Raw genomic sequence first — 16627 nt, 5'->3', positions numbered from 1 at the left:
CGGCTGCTGTCCGCTCGTCCCACGCCCCGGTTTCGTCCCGAGTGTCACGCTTGCGTGTCCCCGCCGGGGAAGGCGCACAGGGCACCGTTCACTTCCCACTACCCTTGATGCGTGACTATTCGCCTGTACGACACCAGCGCCCGGCAGATCCGTGACTTCACCCCGCTCAGGCCGGGCTGTGTCTCGATCTACCTGTGTGGCGCGACCGTGCAGGCGGCCCCGCACATCGGGCACATCAGGTCGGGGCTGAACTTCGACATCATGCGCCGCTGGTTCGCCCACCGCGGCTACGACGTGACGTTCATCCGCAATGTCACCGACATCGACGACAAGATCATCGCGAAGTCGGCGGAGCAGAAGCGGCCGTGGTGGGCGATCGGCTACGAGAACGAGCGCGCCTTCAACCGGGCGTACGACATCCTCGGCTGCCTGCCCGTGACCTATGAGCCGCGGGCGACCGGTCATGTCCCCGAGATGATCGAGATGATGCGGGAGCTGATCGACCGGGGCCATGCCTATGCCGCCGAGGGCAATGTCTACTTCGATGTGCGCTCGTTCCCCGAGTATCTGAAGCTCTCCAACCAGGATCTGGACGGACTGCGCCAGCCCTCCGGCGAGGGCGAGATCGGCAAGCGCGACCCGCGTGATTTCGCCATGTGGAAGGCGGCGAAGCCGGGGGAGCCGAGCTGGGAGACCCCGTGGGGGCGCGGCCGTCCCGGCTGGCACCTGGAGTGCTCGGCGATGGCGCACAAGTACCTCGGGCGCGCCTTCGACATCCACGGCGGCGGCGTCGACCTGATCTTCCCGCACCATGAGAACGAGATCGCGCAGGCCAAGGCGTTCGGCGACGACTTCGCCGCCTACTGGGCGCACAACGCCTGGGTGACCATGAGCGGCGAGAAGATGAGCAAGTCGCTCGGCAACTCGGTGCTGGTCTCCGAGATGGTCAAGCGCTGGCGTCCGATCGTGCTCCGCTACTACCTGGGCACCCCGCACTACCGGTCGATGATCGAGTACAGCGAGGAGGCCCTGCGCGAGGCCGAGTCGGCGTTCGCGCGGATCGAGGGCTTCGTCCAGCGCGTGGTGGAGAAGGCAGGGACCGTCGAGCCCTCGGCCGAGGTGCCGCCCGCCTTCGCGGAGGCGATGGACGACGACCTCGGGGTGCCGCAGGCGCTCGCGGTCGTCCACACCACCGTCCGCCAGGGGAACTCCGCCCTGACCGCCGACGACAAGGAGGCGGCGGTCGCCCGGCTCGCCGAGGTGCGGGCCATGCTGGGCGTGCTGGGCCTCGATCCGCTCGATGAGCACTGGGCGGGCGGTTCGGACCGCGGTGAGGATCTGCACGGCGTGGTCGACTCGCTCGTCCGGCTGGTTCTGGAGCAGCGGCAGGCCGCGCGGACCCGTAAGGATTACGCGACGGCGGACGCGATCCGCGATCAGCTCCAGCAGTCGGGTCTGGTGATCGAGGACACCCCGTCCGGACCGCGCTGGGAGCTGGGCCAGCGCTGAGGCCCTGACCTCCCGTGAGGCCCTGACCTCCGGTGTTGTGCCGCCCGGCGCCCCGGGCGGCACACTTGTGACCGTACAAATGACCGCACTGACGCCTTTGACCTCACAGACGGGTGACGTCGGCGTCCGAGCCGCTTGCTGAGCAGCGCTGAGCAGTGAAGAGACAGGTGACCATTCATGGCCGGCAACAGCCAGCGCAGGAACCGCCGTACCAGCAACAAGAAGGGTGCGACGGTCGGTAGCGGAGGTAAGCGGCGCCGCTCCCTCGAGGGCAAGGGGCCGACCCCGCCCGCCGAGATGCGTAAGGGACATGCCAAGCAGCGGATCGCCAACGCGCGGACTCGCCAGGCGGCCAAGCGCCCCGTCGCGCGCCGCGGCGGCAAGGGCTCGAGCGAACTGGTGGTGGGCCGTAACCCGGTGGTCGAGGCGCTGCGCGAGGGCGTTCCGGCGAACACCCTGTATGTGCAGCAGTTCATCGACAGCGACGACCGGGTGCGCGAGGCGCTGAAGCTGGCCGCCGACCGCGGCGGCATCCACCTCATGGAGGCGCCCAAGCCCGAGCTCGACCGGATGACGAACGGCCTGAACCACCAGGGTGTGGTGCTCCAGGTCCCGCCGTACGAGTACGCCCACCCCGAGGACCTGAGCGCGGCCGCCTTCGACGACGGCGAGGACCCGCTGATCGTCGCCCTCGACGGCGTCACCGACCCGCGCAACCTGGGCGCGGTGGTCCGCTCGGTGTCCGCCTTCGGCGGCCATGGCGTGGTGGTACCCGAGCGGCGCGCCGCCGGGATGACCGCGGGCGCCTGGAAGACCTCCGCGGGCACCGCCGCCCGCACCCCGGTCGCCCGCGCGACCAACCTCACCCGGACGCTGGAGGCTTACCAGAAGGCGGGCCTGACGGTGGTCGGGCTGGCCGCGGACGGCGAGGTCGAACTGCAGGACGTCGAGGCGCTGGACGGCCCGCTCGTGATCGTCGTCGGCAGCGAGGGGAAGGGGCTCTCGCGGCTGGTGGGCGAGACCTGCGATCTGCGGGTGCGGATTCCGATGCCGGGCGGCGCGGAGTCGCTCAACGCGGGCGTGGCGGCGGGCGTCGTCCTGTACGAGGCGGCTCGGCGCCGGGCGTAGGTGGGCCTTAGGCGCGGGTGCCTTGGTGCCTTGGTGCCTTGGTCCTTGGGCGGGCCCCCGGCTGGGGCTCCGCCCCAGACCCCGCTCCTCAATCGCCGGAGGGGCTGAGTGATGCGGGCCCGATGCGGTCGTAAGGCGCGCACGGTTCGGTCGTGGGCCGGGGCGTGGGTGCCCTGGCCCGGGCGGGTCCCGCGACCGATGATCTTGACGGGCCTCGGACAGATCGGGACGTCCCCGGCAGTGTCTTTCCCGTCCGTCACTCGGTTAGTTGGGCGTGGAGACCAGAAAAGCCCGCATGCCTTCGCCCCTGGCGGGAAGCGCGCGGGGATTCGACGACGAGCCACAGCTGACCATGGCCAAGGTGCCATGCGATCCCGCGCAGGTCGCCGTCAACGCCCCGAGCTTCCGGGTGCAGCTCAGCGCCCCGGTCGTCAGCAGCGCGCTGACGAACACGGCCCGGCTCACCCGCGTCCCGGCCCCGGGCCGGCGTCGGCCGCCCGTGGTGTGGAGCGGCCGCACCCGCCCCGGCGGGGACGCCGCGGCGACCCGGCTGCTGCAGGCCGTGCGGTACTCCGCCGAGGGGTTGACCGACAGTCTGTCCGACGGCCTCTCGGACCGTCTGTCCGACGGCATGTCCGATGGTCTGGGCCGTTCCCGGTCCGGGGAGGGCGCCGAGGACGTGGGCGCCACCCAGGTGCTGCCGCGGATCGCCTTCGACGACGACACCCCCACGGTCATCGGCCCGCGCGGCTCCCGTACGGAGAACGCGCCCCGGTCGTACGGCGGGCGGCGCCGGCCGGACGCGGACGGCCCGGCCGAGGCGAGCGGTGCCAGCGCGGCGGCCCGGGCGGCCGGGGCGGAGCGGCGCGGCGCGTCCTCCGGACGGCCGGGCGCCATCGACGGCGACGGGCCCGAGCCGCGGAGCGCCACGGTGCCGCGCCCGCGCCGCCACTCCGAGTCCGTACGCCACGCCTACTACCCCGGGCGCCGGATGAACCTCGGCGTCGTCCTGCTCCCGCTGCGCATCTTCCTCGGCTTCATCTCCGTCTACGCGGGGATGGGCAAGCTCTCCGACCCCGTCTATTTCGACGGCGGCGAGCGCGGTTCGATGGTCACCTGGCTGCGTACGCTGCACCCCTGGCCGATCGCGGAGCCGCTGCGCGACCTGGCGCTGGAGCATCCGGTGGGCGCCGGGCTGACCGTGGCGTTCCTGCAGATCGTGGTCGGGGTGCTCACCGTGCTCGGGCTGTGGCAGCGGCTGGCCGCCTCGTTCGGCGCGCTGCTGTCCGCCGCGCTGATCCTCACCGTGAGCTGGCGTACGGTGCCGGTCTACGACGCGCCCGACATCATCTACCTCGCCGCCTGGAGTCCGCTGGTCATCGCGGGCGCGCCGGTCTACTCGGCGGACGCCCGGCTCGCCGGCGAGGCATGGCGGCGGCTCGGCCCCCGGGCCGAGCTGTGGGAGCTGCGGCGCCGGGTGCTGCGCCGCGGCGGTGTGATGGCGATGGTGGTCGCCGGGCTGACGCTTCTGATGGGCTCGATGCTGGGCACCGCCGTACGGTCCTCGGAGGTCGTGAAGGCGCCGGAGCCGAGCGATATGCCGACGAACAACCTGCCCGGCTCGCCGCTGCCCAGCAAGTCCGTGGAGAGCCCGCGCGGCGGGCAGCGCGGGCCGATGGTCACGGGCGACGGCTCGGCCGGTGCGCCGTCGCCGCGCGAGCGGCTGCCGCACCGCCCCAAGCCGTCCGCCTCGGCGTCGACGTCCTCCTCCGGGGTGCCGAGCGCGACGGGCTCGGCGTCCGGTACGTCCGACCGCCCCAGCAACGGATCGCGGTCGCGCCCGGGCCTGGGTACCACCCCCCGCTCTCCGCGCCACCCCCTCGCCCCGACGGCGGGCCCGTCGTCGCTGGGCGGCGCGGGAGGAGGGGTGTCCGCGGGCGGTCCGGAGGGCGGCCCGCCGGAGGACAACACGTCGACCTACAGCGACCCGGCCGCCGACGAGGCCGCCTTGGGCGGCCTCCTCGGCTGAGCCGGGGCCAACGGGGCACCGTCCGGATGGACGAGGCGTCCAGGCGGACGAGGGCCCGGCGGGCGGGCGGCGGCCGGTGCCCGCGCTCAGCACCGCCTCGCCCGCGGGCGGACGACGGACGCGCGGGCGGACGACGAGCCACGCCAAGCACCGCCCGAGCCCCCCAGCAGCGGGCACCGGAGCCCCGAGCAGCGGGGCACTCGAGTACCTGAGACGGGATCGCCGGGGCACCGAAGCACCCGAGCACCGGGGGCATCCCAGAAGCGGGGCCCCCGAGGACGGGACCGCCGGAGCGCCCGAGCACCGAAGCACTCATGCCCCCAGCACCGAAGCCCCCAGCACCGAAGCCCCCAGCACCGAAGCCCCCAGCACCGGGAGCCGCCCACGCACAGCCGCCCACGCGCCGCCGCTCAGCCGTGTGGCACCGGTGCCGTGTCGAAGGAGCCGTGGCCGTGCGGTGCTGGGCCCGAGGCGAGTTCCTTCGCGGCCTCGGTCAGGTCCTTGGCGGTGTCGATGGCCCGCCAGTACGCGCCCTGGGGCAGCGGGAAGCCCGCCAGCCGCCGTTCCCGCGCCAGGCGCGGGAACGTGGTGCGCTCATGGTCGCCCCGGTCGGGCAGCAGCGTGGTGAAGGCGGCGGAGAAGACGTAGACGCCCGCGTTGATGAGATACGGCGAGGGCGGCGACTCGATGAAGTCCAGGACATGCCCGAATTCATTGGTCTCCACCGCGCCCCACGGAATCCGCGGCCGGGCGAGGGCGAGCGTGGCGGTGGCCCCGCGTTCCTCGTGGAAGTCCGCCATGTCGCGGAGCGAGAAGCGGGTCCAGATGTCGCCGTTGGTGGCGTACCAGGGCTGGTCGGGCTCGGGGAGACGGGCGGCAGCGAACTTCAGGCCGCCGCCGCGCCCCAGCGGCTCCTTCTCGACGACGGTCCGCACCCGCAGCGGCAGGTCCGCCGTCTCGAGCCAGTCCTGGAGGACGGCGGCGAGGTGGCCGCAGGAGACCACGGCGTCGGTGACGCCCTCGGCGGCCAGCCAGGCGAGCTGATGGCCGATGATCGGGGTCCCGGTGCCCGGGATCTCGACCATCGGCTTGGGGCGGTCGTCGGTGTACGGACGCAGCCGTGAGCCCTGGCCTCCGGCCAGGACGACGGCTTGTGTGGGGCGCGCGCTCTGGTGGGGATGCCCGGGTCTGCGCTCGTCGTCATCGCTCATGAACCGCACCATATGCGGTGGGAGGACCGCCGCAGGCGGAGCCGGAGCGGGAACGGCGGCAAGAGCGGGAAGAGCACGGGCGGTACGGGCCACGGCGGGATCCGCGTGGCCTCGGCGGGACGGGTGACGCGGTCAGCGGTACGCCTGGGTGATACCGGAGGCGAACGAGGTGTCGCAGACGGGCCGGGCGTACGCCTGGGCGCGGCTCACACCGCCGTACTTGGCGACCGCGGCGCGGCCCAGCGCACGGGCGATGGAGGCGCAGTGCTGGGCGAGCGAGGGCCGTTCGGCGGTCGCGGCCTGGAGGTGGGTGAGCGCCACGGAGGGGTTCTTCTCCTGGAGCTCGGCCAGCAGCCGGTCGCGCAGCAGCTCATGCGGGGCCCGGTGGGTGGCGTGGGTGGACGCCCGATCGGAGGAGGCGGTGAGGATCTGCGACTCGGAGCTCGGCGAGGCCCAGGGGACGCGGGTGACCGCGAGGGTGCCGGAGAGGACGAGCACGACGGGGAGGACGAGAGCGAGCGTTCTGCCGATGCGGCGGGCTGCGGTGTTCACGGGGTAGTTCCTCGCGGGTGGGTGGTACGGGACTGCGGTACGCCGTGATCGTAGCGAGGAGCGACGATTTGGCGACATTCCGTCACCAGGCTGGGTGATGGAAAACCCGCTTCGGCGATCGGGAGGTTGACGCTCGGGGACGAAATGGTCGAAATGTCGGGGAATTTATCGACAACGCAACAACGCAACAACGCGACTACCGCCCCCCGCGCAAGACGACAACCGCCCCCGCGCAACGCGACGGCGCCGCCCGTCCGCAGGAGCGGACGAACGGCGCCGTCGGAACGACTGACAGGTCAGCGTGCTCAGTCGCTGAGGCGCTCCCCGGTGGAGGTCGAGAAGACGTGCATCTCGCCCGGCCGCGGCACGACGTGCAACTGCGCGCCCTTCTCCGGCACCTGGCGCCCGTTCACGCGGACGACCAGGTCCTTGTCCTCGCCGCCGACCTCGGCGGCGCCGTAGACATAGCCGTCGGCGCCGAGCTCCTCGACGACGTTGACGGTGACGGCGAGACCGGCCGGGGCGTCGTCGGACGCCTTGGTGAGGGCCTTGGCGGCGCCGCCGTTCTGCTCGACCACGTCGAAGTGCTCGGGCCGGACGCCCACGGTGACTGTGCGGTCACCCTTGTCGGCCGCGGCGCTCAGCGCCTCACGCGAGACCGGGACGACGCTGTTGCCGAACTTCACACCGCCGTCGGTGATCGGCACCTCGACGAGGTTCATCGCCGGCGAGCCGATGAAGCCCGCGACGAAGAGGTTGGCGGGGCGGTCGTACATGTTGCGGGGCGAGTCGACCTGCTGCAGCAGGCCGTCCTTCAGCACCGCCACCCGGTCGCCCATGGTCATGGCCTCGACCTGGTCGTGGGTGACGTACACCGTGGTGATCCCGAGCCGCCGCTGCAGGCTGGCGATCTGCGTACGGGTCTGCACACGGAGCTTGGCGTCCAGGTTGGACAGCGGCTCGTCCATGAGGAACACCTGCGGCTCCCGGACGATCGCCCGGCCCATCGCCACACGCTGCCGCTGACCACCGGACAGCGCCTTCGGCTTGCGCTCCAGGTACTCGGTGAGGTCGAGGATCTTCGCCGCGTCCTCGACCTTCTGCCGGATCTCGGTCTTGTTGACGCCGGCGATCTTGAGCGCGAAGCCCATGTTCTGGGCGACGGACATGTGCGGGTACAGCGCGTAGTTCTGGAACACCATGGCGATGTCCCGGTCCTTCGGCGGCAGGTGGGTGACGTCCCGGTCACCGATCCGGATGGACCCGCCGTTGACGTCCTCCAGCCCCGCGAGCATCCGCAGGGAGGTGGACTTTCCGCAGCCGGAGGGGCCGACGAGGACGAGGAACTCGCCGTCCTCGATGGCGATGTCGAGCTGATCGACAGCGGGCTTCTCAGTGCCCGGGTACACCCGGGTTGCCTTGTCGTACGTGACCGTGGCCATGGTGATCTGTCCCTTCACCGGCAGGAACGTGCCGGACGATCCGAGTAAAGGAGGGGTCTAGTCCACCGGAGGTGGATTGGCGTGACGCTATACCGGACAGGGCGGCCCTGTCTCTAGGTGAGCCCCGGGAATTTTCGAACGGATCACGCCCCGGGGACGGGTACACTGCTGGGGATGCCGACTTAGCTCAGCTGGTAGAGCACCGCTCTTGTAAAGCGAAGGTCGTCGGTTCGAACCCGACAGTCGGCTCTGAGCCCGAGCAGGGAAGAAGCCCCGGATGGCCTGTCCTCCGGGGCGCTTGACATCCACGGCTGAATCACGAAAGCCCGCCATCGACGATGGCGGGCTTTCGTGACGGTGAAGCGTGTCGGTCGGCGACTCGGGCGGCTCGTGGGGCAGGTCGGCGGAGCCCGGGCGGTGGGGTCCGTCCGGTGGAGGGCGCGGCCGGGCGGGCGGCGGCATGTCCCGGAGGGTTCCGTCTGGGCGTTCGGGCAACTCGCGCTGTGTGCGGTGAACGCGGGGTGAACTTTCCTCGGGCCCGGGTTCTTCACCTCCGGTGTTGCAGCATGTTCCGCTCCTGTGAAGTCTTCGCGGCCCGTCGCATTGCAGCTTCCTGCACCGGATGTTGCCTTCCGAGATTGAGTACGTTGATATGGTCTCGACGGATCGGATAACCCGTGCGTTCTTGGCGACGGGTTCTCGACGGCCACCGGTTGGTGGTCGCCGGACAGGGGGCAAAATGCATGAGCGGGAGTTCCGCGCTTTCGTATCCATCGCTGAGATAGGGCGTATGGATCAAGCGGCCAAGGCGCTCGGCTATTCACAACCGGCCATCAGCTACCAAATCAAGTGCCTGGAGCAGATGCTGGGCACCAAGCTTTTCACCCGCGACTCCACCGGTGCGCAGCTCACCAGAGAAGGTCGCATGATTCTTCCGTCCGCACGTGCGGTGCTCGCGCTGATCGACAGCATGAAGGGCGTCTGCGCCGCGGCCTGACGCATGCTGCAATCGCCACTTCGGTCCGGATTGTGGCGGCCGTCACCCAGGAATCGGGAACTCCTCATGTGGATGATCGCCACATGGGTTTGGAGTGATATGACCCGCTGGTTCGCGGCTTGTCGGAGTCATTCTCGATTCACCGTGTTGGCTGGCAGTAACAGGACAGAAACATCCCGGGATGCTTGCTGAAAGCCTCCTCATCGATACGTACAGTGATGATCGCGAGGGTGGAGGCGGGGGAGCCCCGGGGTTGCGCTACAGCTAGCTGACAACTTCGGGGGTTCGCGCGGCGGGGCCAAGGGGGGGCGTTACGGGGCGGCCCACCTGCTCTTTCTGGGCCAACTCGGATGCATTGACTGGCGTAGGAGTGGGAACTACTGTCGGCCGCGCATCGATGATTGAAGTGTTCCGCCTTTCAACCTTTATCGACGGGACATACCTGGCCATTCAGGGGGATGGTCACTCACTTCAACCTCCCAGCCGCATCCCGGGCCCACCGGTCCGAGGTTCGCTGGTGATCGTTGTGTCATAACGGGGGTAATAAGCGTGACAGGTTTGGCAATGGCGCCTGTTTCCGCGAGAGCGGGAGAACAGGCGGCGATAAGCGCGGCTTCGGGAGCCGGCGGCCCCGAACCGGGGCGTGACGGCGTGGTGCAGGCTCTGCTCCAGGCCCGTAAATTGATCGAATCGACGGTGAATCTGCACCGTCGCACCGTGGCCCGGCACGCCGTGGTGACGATGAAGGGGAATGACGCGGCCGTTGCGAACGCCGTGGAGGCGCTCGTGGACCGGGCCCGGCACGGCATCAGCATCGCGCTCCCCGCCGGCGGTGACCGGGCCGAGGTCATGGTCTCGGCGCTGCGCCGGCTGAACGGGCCGGACCATGAGCGCATTCCGGTGCGGCTGCTGTGCACGCCCGGTTCGCTCACCGACCCGGCGATCCGGGCCGCCATGGAAAGCGATGTGAACACGCAGGTCAAGGTCGTCGACGCGGTCATGGAGATGCTGATCGTGGACGGCGGCGTGGCCATGGTCCGGTCCTCCGCGGAGCGCGGGGGAGGGGATGTGGTGTCGGTCATCGAGGACACGGCGTCCGTCCGGGCCCTGGATCTGCTGTTCGCCGGTGCGTGGTCGGGCGCGGTGCGCCCCGCGGAGCACCGCTGGATCAGCGAGCGGCTGCGCACCGAGTCCGCCCGGCGCATCCTGGAGCGGCTCTGCAAGGGCTACACCGACGATGTCGCGGCCCGTGAGGTCGAGGTCTCGTTGCGCACCTACCGGCGCCATGTGGCGGAGATCATGCGGGCGTTAGGGGCCAATTCCCGCTTTCAGGCGGGGGTGCGGGCGGTCGAGCTGGGTCTGCTGTCGACGGCCGACTGCTGACCCGTGGAGCGGCGCGGTGCGGGGCGGGCCGCGCCGATGGGCGGACACGAGTGGGTGTTCCGCGGTTGATTCGCGATGAAGAACTCACACGGGGGGTGAGTGGTGTGCCATCCGGGATGCCCGAGAGCGCTTCGGGCAGCAGCCGTCGAGAGGTCGACCTCGTTCCGGTCGAGGCCGCCGATGAATTCGAACGGGAGCTGCTGGAAGTCAGCGCGCTCCTGGCGTCCACGGTGGACAGACGCCGCAACCAGCTGCACCGCGACTCCCTGGTGGACGTCATCGACGCCCATGAGGACGCTGTCGAGACGGCGGCGCGGCTGGTCACCCATGCCACTACGCGCGTCGATGTGGTGCTCGCCGCGGAGCCCGCGTACTCCGAGGCGGTCCACGACGCCCTGACCGCGCTGCTGTCCGGGGCGGCGCGCACGACCTCCCGGGTGCGGCTGCTGTGCACGCCCTCGACGCTCGACTGGCGGTTCGTCTCGGCGCATGCCGCCGAACCGCGGGTACGGACCCGGGTGGCCCGGATCCCCGCGCTGGTCGCTGTGATCGCCGACAACGAACACGCGCTGGTGTGCGCCGCGTCGGTGGCCGGCCGCCGGGCCTCGGTGGTCCGCGCTCCCGGTGTCATCCAGCCGCTGGTCGCGCTCTTCGACGGGGTGTGGCGCAACGCGGTCGAGGTCTCCGACCGCATCGAATTCGGCGACAAGACACGGGCGGATATCGCACAGCAGATACTCGAGCGGCTCCGGGCCGGGGTGACCGACGAGGTCGCGGCCCGGGAACTCGCCATGTCCGTACGCACCTACCGAAGATATGTCGCGGAGATCATGGCGTTACTCGGGGCGAATTCACGATTTCAGGCCGGAGTACGCGCCGCGGAACTCGGTCTGCTCATCTCGCAATCCCCCGGCGAGCGACGGTGACACGCCATCGCATTTTTTTCAGAAGCCCACGGCAGCTTCATGACGGGCCGTTGCCCGGTGCGTCGGGGCGCGGCTAGAACTGGCCGCAAGGAATGCGGGGCGGGTCACCAGGGCGACGGGGGATCGGCCGACGATGACGAGGAGGTGCGTGGAGAAGATGGCCGTCGGCATCGACAGCAAGTGGTTCCGCAGATACGGGACCGAGGCGGCGCCGCGCAGGCGGCTGGTCTGCCTGCCGCACGCGGGGGGATCCGCCGGGTTCTTCCATGGCTGGGGAACCGCCTTCGACTATGGCGTGGAAGTGCTCGCCACGCGCTATCCGGGCCGGCAGGAACGGCTCGTGGAGCCGGGCATCGACCGCATCGAGGACTTGGCGGACGAGGTCACCGCGGCCCTGCTGCCCTTCGCGGACGTGCCGTTGACCCTCTTCGGCCACAGCATGGGCGCGTCCGTGGGGTACGAGGTCGCGCTGCGGCTGGAGAGCCGGTACGGCATCCGCCTCCAGGCGCTCTTCGTCTCCAGCCGGAAGGCGCCGCACAAGCTGACGCCCCAGACCACCTACCTGGACGGCGACGAGGCGCTGCTGGAGGAGGTGCGGGGGCTCGGCGGCACCGATGGGGCGCTGCTGGACGACCCGGATCTGCGCGAGGTGGTGCTGCCGGCGCTCCGGGCGGACTTCAAGGCGGTCGGGACGTACGGTCCCCGTACCGCGGCGCCGGTCGGCTGCCCGGTGGTGGCCCATGTCGGGGACGGCGACCCGCACATCAGCGCGGAGGACATGGCCGCCTGGGGCGAGGTGGCACCGGCGGGCTTCGAACTGCGGGTGCTGCCGGGGCACCACTTCTACCTGGTGGAGCAGCGCGACGCCGTCGTTCGCGCGCTCGCCGAGCATCTGGGCTGAACTCATGGCCCACTCGACGATGACCTCACCGCCGCTGATGAGCGGAGTGGGCGTGCTCGACAAGGCGTCGCTGCTGCTGGGCGTGTTGGAGGGCGGCCCGGCCACGCTGGCCCGGCTGGTCTCCGACACCGGTCTGAAACGGCCCACCGCGCACCGGCTGGTGCTGGCCCTGGAGCGGCTGGGACTGGTCGCCCGCGACGGGCACGGGCACTTCGCCCTCGGCCCCCGGCTGGGCGACATGGTCGTCGAGGCCCGCCAGGACCGGCTGAAGGCCCAGGCGGGCCCGGTGCTGGCGCAGGTGAGCGCCCGGACCGGGGCGAGCGCCCGGCTCCACCGGCGCCGCGGCCGGATGCGGATCTGTGTGGCCTCCTCCGAGGTGCTGGGCGGTGAGCCGATGCCGGTGGGCACCGCGTTTCCCATGAAGTCCGGGGCGGTGGCCCAGGTGCTGCTCGCGTGGGAGGAGCCCGAGGCGCTGTACGAGGCGCTGCGCGGGGCCCGGTTCACCGCGGCCATGCTCTCCGGCGTACGGCGGCGGGGCTGGGCGCAGAGCGTCGGGGGCTGGGAGCCGGACACGGCGACCGTCTCGGCGCCGGTGCGTTCGCCGGACGGGCGGGTGATCGCGGCGCTGTCGCTCTCCGGGCCGATCAGCCGGGTGGGCCGCAATCCGGGGCAGCAGTTCGGCTGTGCGGCGATCGACGCGGCGGTGCGGATCGCCGAGTTGTCAGGTTGCTGACGCCTCGCGGACTGCGGGGCTGGGTGGGACGAGGGCGGGGGTGGTCGGGCCGAACGACACCGAGGCCGTGGGGAGGCAGCTGTGCGGCAGGTGGAGTTCGGAATCCTCGGACCGGTGGAGGTGCGCGTGGACGGGCGGCTGTTGCCCGTCGACGGTGCCAAACAGCGGACCGTACTGGCCGCCCTGCTGCTCTCCGGCGGCCGGGTGGTCTCGGACGACCGGCTCAGCGAGCTGCTGTGGGGGCGCAATCCGCCGGTCACGATGACCGCGCAGCTCTACACCCATATCTCGCGGCTGCGCAAACGCTGCGCCCCCTGGCTCCACTTGGCCCGCCGGGGCCCGGGCTACACCATGGACCACAGCGGGGCCCGGTTCGACTGGGAGGATTTCCAGCGCCTGGCCGAGCAGGGGCGCGGGGAGCTCGCCGACGGCCGGTACGCGGACGCCGCCGAGCGGTTGCAGTCCGCCCTGGCGCTGTGGCGCGGACCCGCCCTGTCGGATGTGACCGGCTTCCTGGAGGAGACGGAGCTGCCGCGTCTGGAGGAGGCCCGGATCAGCGCGGTGGAGCACCGTATCGAGGCGGAGCTGGCGCTGGGCCGGCACGCCCGGTCCGTACCCGAACTGACCCGGCTGGTGGCCGAGCATCCGCTCCGGGAGGCGCTGCGCGGCCAGTTGATGACCGCCCTGTACCGGTGTGATCGGCGGGCGGACGCGCTGGCGGTCTACGAGCGCGGACGGCGGGTGCTGCGCGACGAGCTCGGGATGGACCCCGGCGCGGGACTGCGCCATGTCCACCACGGCGTGCTGCGCGGGGATCTGCCCGGCCCGGCCGCCCCGGAGCCGGTCCGGGTGCGGCTGCACAAGGCGGGGCGGGCCGGCGTCCCCGGACCCGAGTCGATGGCCGGGGACATCTGGGCCGGTCTGGTGCCGGCCATGCTGCCGACCGACATCGGCGATCTGAGCGGGCGCGCCGAGCAGCTCGCGGTCGTCGTGAACGGGCTGCGGGCGCCCGGGCGCGGCGGGGCGACGGTGCTGACCGGCGCTCCGGGTACGGGCACCTCGGCGCTGGCGGTGCACGCCGCGCACCGGTGCCGTGAGGACTTCCCGCACGGGCAGCTCTATGCCGACCTGCGGGAGGAGGACGGCGGGCCCAAGGATCCGCTGGATGTGCTCGGCTGGTTCCTGCGGGCCCTCGGCGCGGGCCATCACGATCTGCCCGCCGCCCTGGACGAGCGGGCGCAGCTGTACCGCAGCCGGCTGGACGGCCGCCGGGCGCTGGTGGTGCTGGACAACGCGGTCGAGGACCGGCAGGTGCGCCCGCTGCTGGTGAACGGCGACGGCTGCCGCACCCTGATCACCGGCCACTCCTCGCTCACCTCGGTGGAGGGGGTGCGCCTGGTGCGGCTGGATCCGCTGGACGCCGCGGAGGGGCGGCTGCTGCTGGCGGCGCTCGCGGGGCCGGGGAGGGTGGCGGCGGAGCCGGAGGCGGCCGACCGGATCGTGGCGCGGTGCGACGGGCTTCCGCTCGCGCTGCGGATCTGCGCGGCGCGGCTGGCGGCGTATCCGCAGTGGCGGCTGGCGCATCTGGCGGACCGGCTGGCGCCCGCGGACCGGCGGCTGGGCGAGCTGTCCCTGGGCAGCCTCGATGTGCGGGCGACCCTGGGCCGCTGTCACGCCCGGCTGGCGCCGACGGCCCGGTACGCGTTCCGGGTGCTGGCGCATCGGGAGACGGGCTCCGCGTTCACGGCGCGTCAGGCGGCCGTGGAGCTGCGGTGGCCGGAGGGGCGGACCGAGGACGTGCTGGAGTCGATCTCGGAGGTCCGGCTGCTGGACATCGTCGCCGACGGGGATCAACTGCGGTACCGGTACCGCCCGTTGGTGCGGCTGTTCGCCCGTGAGCAGCGGGGCCGGGGCCCGGGGCCGCGGCCACCGGTGCACGTCACGGGCTGATCGGGCCGGCCCTACGGGGCTTCTCCGGGCCGGGTCCCCGGCGGTCCTGGTGGTCGCCGGGCCCCGCCCGACGTGCGCGGCCGATCCGGGGCGGACGCCTCAGGGCGTGTCCGCCATGGTGCTGTGAACGGCGTTGATGAGCATGGCCACCAGGCTGGCCCAGCGGGCGCCGGCGTCGCTCATCAGCGACTGCCGGGACCCGATGTACTCGGCGTACTCCGTGCGGTGCGGGTCGAGCGCCAGCTCCCTGACGACCGCGGCGAACTGAGCCGGATCGCCGAGGTCCCGGCGTTCCAGGTGCCGCAGCCAGGCCGTGAAATCGAGTTCCACTCCGGCCGGAATCTCAGTGGTCGATACGTTTTCCACTGCACCTCCCTGGTTCGTGCGGACCGGTATCCATGTCCGCGGGACCAGCATGGAATGCCCGCCTATGGCCGACCTATTCCTGCGGAGGCCCGTGGCTATAGGCCGGTGATAGACGGTTCGGTGGGCCGTACGCCGTCCGGCTATACGCGGGGAAAACGGGCCTGCAGATTCCAGATGGCGGGGTTGTCCGCTAGTCCGTCGTGCAGATCCACCAGATCCGCGATCAGATCGTGCAGGAAGTCCCGGGCCTCCCGGCGCAGCGCGGTATGGGAGAAATTCAGCGGTGGCTCGGTGGCCGGTGTCCAGTCGGCGGTGATGTCCACCCATCCGAAGCGCCGTTCGAAGCGCAGCCGGTCGGTGGATTCGGTGAAGTCGAGTTCCGCGTGGACGGGGGTGGCCGAGCGGCTGCCGCGCGGATCCCGGTCGAGCAGTTCGACGATGTCGCACAGCGCCCAGGCGAAGTCCAGCACCGGCAACCATCCCCAGGCGGTGGACAGTTCGCGGTCGGTCGCGGTGTCCGCCAGATAGACATCGCCGCAGAACAGGTCGTGGCGCAGGGCCTGGACCGGTGCGCTCCGGTAGTCCGTCTGCGGCGGGTCCGGGAAGCGGTGGGAGAGGGAGTAGCCGAGCTCGATCACCGACCGATGGTGTCATGGTGTTCCGCCGGCCCGCGGCGGGGGCGGGCGTTGTGCTGGCACCTTCCTGTTAGCGCCATTGTGGAAGATCAGCGGACTCGGATAAAAATCCAGTCAGTTGGCGGAACACCCCGTGTCCAGCACGTGGACGGCGGGAGATCCGACTCCGGCGGTGGTCATCCCCCGAACGACCGTCGGTGTCTCCCTTCGGCGCGCCCGTGGTGCTCCGCGCACCCGTCGCGGCATGCCCGGGGAGGAGATCAGGGGCCCGGACACACCGTGCGAACCGACCACGGAACCGAGCCCCTGATCAGGGGATGGCGCCGGACGAGAACGTCTCGCTGGCAGCTTCCTGTACCGGCTGTTGCGCGGTTCCGGCCGCGCGGATAGTTCTGGAGGAAGCGCCGATAAATAACCGCCGTCGAGCGGGAATCCGGGTAGCGGGCAGGTCTGCCGACCGGGTTGTGGCAGCTTTATGCAGTGGGCATTGCGCGGTATGGCGGGGTGCCATAGAAAGATCCGAGTCCGAAATGGAAACGGCCTGCGGGTCGGCCTTGTTCGAAAGTGGGGGATCCACCATGAGTTCGGTGCACGAGGAGCGGGTGCAGAAGATCAAGGAGATCGTCTGCGACGTTCTGGAGATCGAAGAGGACGAGGTCACGGAGACCAGCCTCTTCAAGGAGGACCACTCGGCTGACTCGCTGCGTTCCATCGAAATTCTCGCGAATCTCGAGAAGGAATTCCACGTCACCATCGACCAGTCGGAACTTCCCCGGATGGTGCACCTCAAGGGCGTCTACGAGGTAGTCGCCGAGTCCGCCGGCTGGTAAAGCGGCGTTTTCGTAATCGCGGACACGGCCGGAAC

The 16627-nt window shown here is 71.0% G+C and carries 15 protein-coding genes and 1 tRNA gene; 11 read left to right on the top strand and 5 right to left on the bottom strand.

Annotated elements, in window-relative coordinates; genetic code table 11:
- Positions 1 to 111: 111 nt before the first annotated feature.
- The 3 genes from cysS (at position 112) to BLV72_RS14785 (ending at position 4666) form a co-directional block, all read left to right on the top strand.
- Positions 112 to 1509 (top strand): cysteine--tRNA ligase, encoded by a 1398-nt coding sequence (gene cysS / locus BLV72_RS14795; RefSeq protein WP_093462764.1) that lies wholly within the window; start codon positions 112 to 114, stop codon positions 1507 to 1509.
- A gap of 177 nt (positions 1510 to 1686) precedes the next feature.
- A complete protein-coding gene (gene rlmB, locus BLV72_RS14790) occupies positions 1687 to 2637 on the top strand; it encodes a 23S rRNA (guanosine(2251)-2'-O)-methyltransferase RlmB (RefSeq protein ID WP_059142771.1) in 951 nt (316 codons plus the stop codon).
- A 295-nt stretch (positions 2638 to 2932) separates the two neighbouring features.
- Complete coding sequence (locus BLV72_RS14785; RefSeq protein ID WP_093462763.1) at positions 2933 to 4666, top strand: DoxX family protein; 1734 nt, start codon at positions 2933 to 2935, stop codon at positions 4664 to 4666.
- A 410-nt stretch (positions 4667 to 5076) separates the two neighbouring features.
- On the opposite strand, the gene BLV72_RS14780 is transcribed toward BLV72_RS14785, so the two are convergent.
- From BLV72_RS14780 to BLV72_RS14770, 3 genes are all read right to left on the bottom strand, one after another.
- Positions 5077 to 5877 carry a nucleotidyltransferase family protein gene (locus tag BLV72_RS14780; protein ID WP_093470350.1) on the bottom strand — a complete coding sequence of 267 codons (801 nt, stop codon included), beginning with the start codon at positions 5875 to 5877 and terminating at the stop codon, positions 5077 to 5079.
- Between the two features lie 132 nt (positions 5878 to 6009).
- Positions 6010 to 6429 (bottom strand): hypothetical protein, encoded by a 420-nt coding sequence (locus BLV72_RS14775; RefSeq protein WP_093462761.1) that lies wholly within the window; start codon positions 6427 to 6429, stop codon positions 6010 to 6012.
- 305 nt (positions 6430 to 6734) lie between these two features.
- Positions 6735 to 7871 (bottom strand): ABC transporter ATP-binding protein, encoded by a 1137-nt coding sequence (locus BLV72_RS14770; protein WP_093470349.1) that lies wholly within the window; start codon positions 7869 to 7871, stop codon positions 6735 to 6737.
- A 176-nt stretch (positions 7872 to 8047) separates the two neighbouring features.
- Here BLV72_RS14770 and BLV72_RS14765 point away from each other — a divergent pair.
- The 7 genes from BLV72_RS14765 (at position 8048) to BLV72_RS51055 (ending at position 14761) form a co-directional block, all read left to right on the top strand.
- Positions 8048 to 8120 (top strand) — tRNA-Thr (locus tag BLV72_RS14765).
- 490 nt (positions 8121 to 8610) lie between these two features.
- Positions 8611 to 8868 carry a LysR family transcriptional regulator gene (locus tag BLV72_RS14760; protein WP_014061570.1) on the top strand — a complete coding sequence of 86 codons (258 nt, stop codon included), beginning with the start codon at positions 8611 to 8613 and terminating at the stop codon, positions 8866 to 8868.
- Positions 8869 to 9519: 651 nt separating this feature from the next.
- Positions 9520 to 10251: a helix-turn-helix transcriptional regulator gene (locus BLV72_RS14755; RefSeq protein WP_093462760.1), complete on the top strand. Its 732-nt coding sequence runs from the start codon at positions 9520 to 9522 to the stop codon at positions 10249 to 10251.
- 116 nt (positions 10252 to 10367) lie between these two features.
- Complete coding sequence (locus BLV72_RS14750) at positions 10368 to 11177, top strand: helix-turn-helix domain-containing protein (RefSeq protein WP_086711257.1); 810 nt, start codon at positions 10368 to 10370, stop codon at positions 11175 to 11177.
- Positions 11178 to 11334: 157 nt separating this feature from the next.
- Complete coding sequence (locus BLV72_RS14745) at positions 11335 to 12078, top strand: thioesterase II family protein (RefSeq protein WP_059142797.1); 744 nt, start codon at positions 11335 to 11337, stop codon at positions 12076 to 12078.
- A 4-nt stretch (positions 12079 to 12082) separates the two neighbouring features.
- Positions 12083 to 12811 (top strand): IclR family transcriptional regulator, encoded by a 729-nt coding sequence (locus BLV72_RS14740; RefSeq protein ID WP_093462758.1) that lies wholly within the window; start codon positions 12083 to 12085, stop codon positions 12809 to 12811.
- Positions 12812 to 12892: 81 nt separating this feature from the next.
- Positions 12893 to 14761, top strand: coding sequence for an AfsR/SARP family transcriptional regulator (locus BLV72_RS51055; RefSeq protein WP_280143011.1), 1869 nt, complete (start codon positions 12893 to 12895; stop codon positions 14759 to 14761).
- A gap of 99 nt (positions 14762 to 14860) precedes the next feature.
- Here BLV72_RS51055 and BLV72_RS14730 read toward each other — a convergent pair whose 3' ends face one another.
- Both BLV72_RS14730 and BLV72_RS14725 read right to left on the bottom strand, forming a co-directional pair.
- The gene (locus BLV72_RS14730; RefSeq protein WP_143059776.1) at positions 14861 to 15127 is read right to left on the bottom strand and encodes a hypothetical protein; all 267 of its coding nucleotides are present in this window, start codon (positions 15125 to 15127) and stop codon (positions 14861 to 14863) included.
- Between the two features lie 140 nt (positions 15128 to 15267).
- Positions 15268 to 15765, bottom strand: a complete 498-nt coding sequence (locus BLV72_RS14725) for a hypothetical protein (protein ID WP_093462755.1) — start codon at positions 15763 to 15765, stop codon at positions 15268 to 15270.
- 575 nt (positions 15766 to 16340) lie between these two features.
- On the opposite strand from BLV72_RS14725, the gene BLV72_RS14720 reads away from it, so the two are divergent.
- Positions 16341 to 16592: an acyl carrier protein gene (locus BLV72_RS14720; protein WP_014061562.1), complete on the top strand. Its 252-nt coding sequence runs from the start codon at positions 16341 to 16343 to the stop codon at positions 16590 to 16592.
- The last annotated feature ends 35 nt before the right edge of the window (positions 16593 to 16627 follow it).

It is taken from the genome of Streptomyces melanosporofaciens, assembly GCF_900105695.1.
GTDB lineage: Bacteria > Actinomycetota > Actinomycetes > Streptomycetales > Streptomycetaceae > Streptomyces > Streptomyces antimycoticus.
The sequence above is the reverse complement of the archived record's forward strand: the minus strand, read 5'-3'. Positions and strand labels throughout refer to the sequence as shown.